Consider the following 6,836-nt stretch of genomic DNA (forward strand, 5'->3'; position numbering starts at 1 on the left):
TCTCCCTTGTCGCACACGTCGGTCCCGGTCGGAGCCTCCGAGGTCAATTTACAGGCTATCCAACCTTCACAAATTTCTGAAAACAGCGTACGTTCGAGGTATGACGAAGGCGATCTCCACGTCCGGCCTCCGCAAGTCCTTCGGCCGGACCTGTGCGTTGGACGGCCTCGACCTCACTGTCGGGACCGGTGAGGTCCACGGCTTCCTCGGCCCCAACGGCGCGGGCAAGTCCACCACCATCCGGATCCTCCTGGGACTGCTGCGCGCGGACGGCGGCGCCGCGCAGGTGCTCGGCAGGGACCCCTGGCAGGACGCCGTGGAGCTGCACCGCCGCGTGGCGTACGTGCCGGGCGACGTGACCCTGTGGCGCAACCTCTCGGGCGGCGAGGTCATCGACCTCCTCGTGCGGCTGCGCGGGGGCTCCGACCCGGCCCGGCGCGCGGAGCTGCTGGAACGCTTCGAGCTCGACCCGACGAAGAAGGGGCACACGTACTCCAAGGGCAACCGGCAGAAGGTCGCCCTGGTGGCGGCGTTCGCCTCCGACGTCGACGTGCTCGTCCTCGACGAGCCGACCTCCGGCCTCGACCCGCTGATGGAAGAGGTCTTCCAGCAGTGCGTGGCCGAGGAGCGCGAGCGCGGCCGCACGATCCTGCTGTCCAGCCACGTGCTCAGCGAGGTGGAGGCGCTGTGCGACCGGGTCAGCATCATCCGCAAGGGAGTGACCGTGGAGAGCGGCTCGCTCGCCGACCTGCGGCACCTGACCCGTACGTCGGTGACCGCCGAGCTGGCGAGCCCGCCGAACGGACTCGCCCGGCTGCCCGGCGTCCACGACCTCGCCGTGCGCCCCCTGCACGGGGGACAGGGCCGGCAGGTCAGGTTCCAGGTCGACACGGCGACCCTCGACGCCGCGCTGCGGCAGCTCGGCGAGTGCGGGGTACGCAGCCTGGTCAGCACCCCGCCCACGCTCGAGGAGCTCTTCCTGCGCCACTACCAGGGCGACGCCGCCCCGGTCGCACAGAGGACGGTGTCGCGATGAGCACCCTGACCGCCACGGCCGCCGCCCACCGGCGTGCGGGCCGCTCCTCACAGCTCGCGGGCACCGGCACGCTGCTGCGCCTCGCCCTGCGCCGCGACCGGGTGCTGCTGCCGGTCTGGGTCCTGGCCCTGGTCCTGACCGTCGTCGCCACCGCGAACACGTTCGCGACGCTCTACGACACGGCGGCCGACCGGGCCGGCGTGGCCCGGTCGACGAACGCCAGCGGCTCGCTCCGCGCCCTGTACGGGCCGGCCTTCGGGGACTCCCCCGGCGGTCTGGTCGCCTGGCGCATGGTGGCCTTCGGCGGCGTCCTCGCCGCGATCATGAGCTTGGTCGTCGTGGTCCGGCACACCCGCGAGGAGGAGGAGACCGGCCGCCAGGAACTGCTGTCCTCCTGTGTCGTCGGCCGCCGGGCGCCGCTGACGTCCGCGCTGCTCACGGCGGTGTGCGCCCACGCCGTGGCCGCCCTGCTGATCACAGCCGGGCTGGCCGGCGCGGGGCTGCCGACCGGCGGGGCGCTGGCGCTCGGGCTGGCCGTCGGCGGTACGGGCGTGTGCTTCGCGGGCGTCGCGGCCGTCGTGGCCCAGCTCACCGAGAGCGCCCGGTCGGCCAGGGGCATCACCGGTGCCGTGGTGGGGTTCGCGTTCGTGCTCCGGGCGGCGGGGGACGCCGCGGCCGCGGACGCGTCCTCGCCGCTGGTGTGGATCTCCCCCATCGGCTGGGGCGAACAGGTCCGGGCCTTCGCGGGCGACCGCTGGTGGGTGCTGCTGCTGCCGTACGCGGCGGCGGCGCTCACGGCGGCGGCCGCGTACGGGCTCGCCGGGAGGCGCGACATCGGCGCGGGCCTCCTGGCGACCCGGCCGGGTGCCGCGGCCGCCCCCCGTCACCTGGGCGGCGCGCTCGGGCTGGCGTGGCGGCTGCAGCGCGGCGCGCTGCTGGGCTGGGGACTCGGCTTCGCGGTGGCGGGCGGCGTCCTCGGCGCGGTCACGGACGGCGCCTCCGACCTCGTGGGCGGCAACGAGGGCACGCGGGAGATCATCGAGCGGATGGGCGGCCACCAGGGCATCACCGAGGCCTTCCTCTCCTCGATGACGGGCATGCTCGGCATGGTCGCCGCCCTCTACGCGGTGAGCTGCGTGCTGCGGCTGCGGGCCGAGGAGACCGCCGGGCGGGCGGAGCCGGTCCTCGCGGGTGCCGTGGGCCGGCTGCGGTGGGCGGCCGGACACCTGGCCTTCGCCTTCCTGGGTACGGCCGTCGTGCTGTGCGTCGGCGGCCTGGCGATGGGCCTGGGCTACGGTCTGGCGTCCGGGGACGTCGGCGGCCGGCTGCCGCAGGTGCTCGGCGCGGCCCTGGCGCAGGTGCCGGCCGCGTGGGTACTGGCCTCGGTGGCCGTGCTGATCCTCGGCGTCCGTCCGCAGGCGTCGGTGGCCGCGTGGGCGGCGGCGGGCCTGTGTCTGGCGATCGGCTGGCTGGGCCCGGCGCTGAAGCTGCCGCGGGCGGCCATGGACCTCTCGCCCTTCGGGCATCTGCCCCGGCTGCCCGGCGCGGAGCTCTCCGCCGCCCCGTTCCTGTGGCTGCTCGCCGTGACGGCCGTGCTCACCACCGTGGGACTGGCGGCCCTGCGGCGCCGGGACATGGGCTGAGCCGCCCGCCGGCCGCGCTCAGTGCCAGCGGATGTCGCCCAGCGTCTCCAGCGGCGCCCTCTCCCCCAGCGACTCCGGCACGCGCAGGGTGTCCGCCTTGCGCAGGACGGCGGGGAAGCGGAAATGCCCTCGCTCCTCGACCTCGCGCACGGAGATCTGGAAGACCCGGAATTCGTCCAGGTCCAGGGCCTCGAGCTGATTGAGGTTCTGGGTCAGCAGGAACGCCTTGCACTTGAGCTCTCCGCCTTCGGAGAACGCGATGACCTTCCAGAACTCGCGGGGCACCTGAATGCCCCGGTACAGGCGGTCGTCGTCCTGGAAGACCGGCCCGCCGAACACGCTCACCCTCAGGTCGTCGACGTCGACGTCGGCGAAGACGGCCTCCTCCAGATCGCCCCACAGCCCGTTCTTGCTGCTCTGGTTGAAGTCGTCCATCTGCGGCGTGATGTTGGTGTAGAAGAAGGAGTCCACGTTGGCCTTCTGGGCCTCGGTCGGCCCGCCCCACAGCAGGTCGGCCCGGCGCGCGATGTGGCCGCGGTCGAGCCGGTTGCCCTCGTAGACCTCGTTGCCCACCTGGAAGTCGGCCGGGATCCGCGGATCCTTGACGAATTCGATGCCCGTGCGGCTGAGCTTCTTGAGCGCGGCACCGTCGGTGTTCCACGCCACCCAGAACGCGAAGCCCCGCGTGGAACTCAGGGCCAGGGAGAAGTGCGTGTAGCGGATGACGTCGGAGCCGTCGAGGCGTGCCGCGTCACCGGCGACCGTCGGATTGAGCTTCGGCGTGTCTATCCGCTGCCCCAGGAAATCGGGGTCGTATCCGGTGAGGACCTCCGCCTCCTCGGGCACCGGCGGCTGCAGGCTGATCTCGAGCTTCTCGAAGACGGAGGACGGCAGGCAGGCCAGCGCGTGCTCGTCCGGGTCGCCGCCGCCCTCGCCGCCGAAGTGCAGGCCCGCCAGGATCTTGCCGGGCTTGCCGCGGGGCGTCTTGAACATCCAGGCCGCGCCCGAGTCGCCGCCCTGGCTGATCTCGCCGTCGGACGGCATGTTGTCGGGGTCGGGGCCGATCTCGAAGCAGCCGATGGCCGTCTCCCCCACCGACCCGCCGTAATCGAGCTTCGCGATGGTGTCGATGCGCCGTACGACGCCGTGGGTGACGCCGGTGGTACGGCCACTCTTGATCACCTTGTCGCCGAGATCCGGTTCGCCCAGCTCCTCCGGGACGACACCGAGCTCGAAGATCTCCGTGTCGAAGCGGCGGTCCTTGATCTTCGCCACGGCGCAGTCGCCGGCCACGCCGAGGTGGGAGCGGACCAGGGTGCCGAGGCGGTTGCGGGCGGTGCGGTTGTCGTCGTGCGGACCGGGCTGGACCACGTCCTCGCCCAGTTTGCCGTCGGGCCCGTGCAAAACGTGCCAGTTGCTCAGCACGTAGGGGGTGCCGTCCTTGCGGTCGAAGACGATGCAGCCGATGGTGCCCGCCGACACCTTGACGTGGGCGACACTCGCGCCCGGAACGATCGGGTCGAGGCGGGTCTTGCGGTCCGGGCTCTGCGCTTCGGGCACGACCCGCACGTGCGGCTGATAGCTGCGCTGTATGACGTCGGTCGGCACCTCGACGCCGTCGACCACCACGGACGACGGCAGGGCGGTGGTGCCCAGCGCGGTGAGCGCCTCCGGTTGCACCTTCTTGTCGACCGTGAACTGGAGCGTGAGCTCCTTGCCGCGCCTGCCGCCCTTCTCCCGGTAGCCGATGCCGACGGAGGAGACGTTCGGATCGTTCAGAAAGGCGGGGCCCTGGGTGCGGATGAACTGTCGCAGTGACGCGATCAGTTTGTCCCGCTCGGCGGCCGGTGCTTTGGGCGACGCCTTCTTCTTGGGGGCCATGATGAGGACTTCCTTTCGCCTGCGTCCCCCCAGGTGTGGCTACGGGCTCCGGTCCGGCGGCCTCCGTTTTCCAGCCTGTCACGTCCGGTAGGGAATGGCATTCCGGGCGCAGGGCGCCTCTTCCGTCAGGCGGGGTACGGCTCCATGACCCGCAGCCGGGTCGGCGCGCGGCCCTGGCCGGGCGGGGGAAGCCGCAGCGGCCCCGCCCCTGGGGTGAGCGAGCCGAGGACGCTCGCGTGCCGGGCGCCGGTGCACGCCGGGACCGTGCCGGCCAGGCCGTGGACGGTCAGGAACCCGAGCACGGCGAACGCGTACGCCTCCTTGGCCGTCTCCGGCAGGCCCCACTGGCCGGAGGTGCGGACCGGCACCCCGGGCAGTCGCTCCCGGAGCATCCGCATCAGCGTCGGGTTGCGGGTGCCTCCGCCCGAGGCGATGACCTCCGTGCCCGCGCGGGACCGTACGGCGTCCGCCACGGTGTGCGCGGTCAGCGCGGTGACGGTGGCCACGACGTCGTCGGCACCGGGCGGTTCGGGGCCCGTGCGGGCCAGGGCGGAGAGCAGGTAGGGCAGGTGGAAGTGTTCCTTGCCGGTGGTCTTGGGGGCGCTCCGCGCGTAGTAGGGGTCGGCGAGCAGCCGCTCCAGAAGGGGCTGGTGGACCGTGCCCCGGGCCGCCATGAGGCCGTCGGTGTCGGCGCTTCGGCGGCCGTCGGTGAAGTGGTGCACCGCCGCGTCGATCAGGGCGTTCGCGGGTCCGGTGTCGTACGCCAGGGGCGGGTGGTCGCCGCTGACGACCGTGATGTTGGCGATGCCGCCGAGGTTGAGCGCGACCGGGCGCCCCGGCCGGCCGCGCAGCCACATGACGTCCACCGTGCTGACGAGCGGGGCGCCCTGGCCGCCGGCGGCGATGTCGCGGGAGCGGAAGTCCGAGACCACCGGCAGTCCGGTGCGCTCGGCGATCCACGACGGCGCTCCGATCTGCAGGGAGCCGTGGACGCGTCCGTCGTCCACCCAGTGGAAGACGGTCTGTCCGTGCGAGGCGACGATGTCCGCCCGGCCCCCGCACAGTTCGCGGTCGGCCCGTGCGGCGGCTTCGGCGAAGGCCTGGCCGATCCGGGCGTCCAGCCGGCACACGGTCCCGAGGGTGGTGGGGTTCGGCGGCAGGGCGGCGGCCAGTTCGGCCCGTAGCACGTCGTCGTACGCGTGGCCGGTCAGGCCCAGCGGCGTCAGGTGGACGGTGTCCGCCTCGATCCGCAGGTCGGCCGCGGCGGCGTCGATGGCGTCGTACGACGTCCCCGACATCAGACCGATCACCCGCATGGTCCGGCCCTCCCTTCCCCGCAGGTGTAGCAGTCCGCGGGCGGGGAGGCTAAGCCACCGGGCCAATGGACTTACATTCCAAGGATATTGAGGGGTCTTGAGTATTGTTTTTCGCCCGGAATCGGCCCTTCACCCATGGATTCCGGACGTCGGGCCACTGGCCCGGCGTCCGTGGTCGAGGCGGCCCCTAGCATCGGTCGCGCCTCCCGGGATCCTCCCGGGAGCATGTGTCAGGGAGGCATTCCTGTGCGCACCATGAAGGTCATCGCCGCACTCGCCCCGCTCGCCCTGGGTGCGGTCCTCGCAGCTCCCGGCGCCGTGGCCGCCGGGAAGGATCACACGCCGGCCCCTGCCTCGCAGGCCGGTGCGGCGGCGTTCGGCAGCTTTCTTCTGCAGACCGGCACGGCACTGCACGAGACGGACGACACCTTCGCCACCGCGACCGCCGACTGGGACCGTGACGGGCGCCCGGACCTGGTGGCCGTGAAGAAGAGCCGGACCGGCACCAACAGCACCGAGGTCCACATCCTCTCCGGCGCCAGCAACTTCCAGAGATTCGTCCTGCAGACCGGCACGGCGTTGCACGAGACGGACGGCACGTTCAGTTTCACGCTCGCCGACTGGGACCGTGACGGGCGGCCGGATCTGGTGGCCGTGAAGAAGAGCCGCACGGGCACCAACAGCACCGAGGTGCACATTCTCTCCGGCGCCAGCAACTACAAGAGATTCATTCTCCAGACCGGCACCGCACTCCACGAAACAGACGACACCTTCGACTTCGCCGCCACCGACTGGGACCGCGACGGACGCCCCGACCTCGTCGCCGTCAAGAAAAGCCGGACCGGCACCAACAGCACCGAGGTCCACATTCTCTCCGGCGCCAGCAACTACAAGAGATTCATTCTCCAGACCGGCACCGCACTCCACGAAACAGACGACACCTTCGACTTCGCCGCCACC

The 6,836-nt window shown here is 72.0% G+C and carries 5 protein-coding genes; 3 read left to right on the forward strand and 2 right to left on the reverse strand.

Annotated elements, in window-relative coordinates:
* Positions 1 to 100 precede the first annotated feature (100 nt).
* Positions 101 to 1,036: an ABC transporter ATP-binding protein gene (locus ACIGXW_RS15570; protein WP_071965975.1), complete on the forward strand. Its 936-nt coding sequence runs from the start codon at positions 101 to 103 to the stop codon at positions 1,034 to 1,036.
* Positions 1,033 to 2,679, forward strand: a complete 1,647-nt coding sequence (locus ACIGXW_RS15575) for an ABC transporter permease (protein ID WP_399573441.1) — start codon at positions 1,033 to 1,035, stop codon at positions 2,677 to 2,679. The genes ACIGXW_RS15570 and ACIGXW_RS15575 overlap by 4 nt, the downstream gene beginning before the upstream one ends.
* A gap of 18 nt (positions 2,680 to 2,697) precedes the next feature.
* Here ACIGXW_RS15575 and ACIGXW_RS15580 read toward each other — a convergent pair whose 3' ends face one another.
* Both ACIGXW_RS15580 and ACIGXW_RS15585 read right to left on the reverse strand, forming a co-directional pair.
* The gene (locus tag ACIGXW_RS15580; RefSeq protein WP_399573442.1) at positions 2,698 to 4,560 is read right to left on the reverse strand and encodes a DNA/RNA non-specific endonuclease; all 1,863 of its coding nucleotides are present in this window, start codon (positions 4,558 to 4,560) and stop codon (positions 2,698 to 2,700) included.
* Between the two features lie 125 nt (positions 4,561 to 4,685).
* Positions 4,686 to 5,876, reverse strand: coding sequence for an anhydro-N-acetylmuramic acid kinase (locus ACIGXW_RS15585; protein WP_399573443.1), 1,191 nt, complete (start codon positions 5,874 to 5,876; stop codon positions 4,686 to 4,688).
* Positions 5,877 to 6,131: 255 nt separating this feature from the next.
* On the opposite strand from ACIGXW_RS15585, the gene ACIGXW_RS15590 reads away from it, so the two are divergent.
* Positions 6,132 to 6,836, forward strand: a 705-nt coding sequence (locus ACIGXW_RS15590) for an FG-GAP repeat domain-containing protein (RefSeq protein WP_399573513.1), incomplete at its 3' end; no start/stop codon positions are given.

The organism is Streptomyces sp. NPDC053079, assembly GCF_044546695.1.
GTDB lineage: Bacteria > Actinomycetota > Actinomycetes > Streptomycetales > Streptomycetaceae > Streptomyces.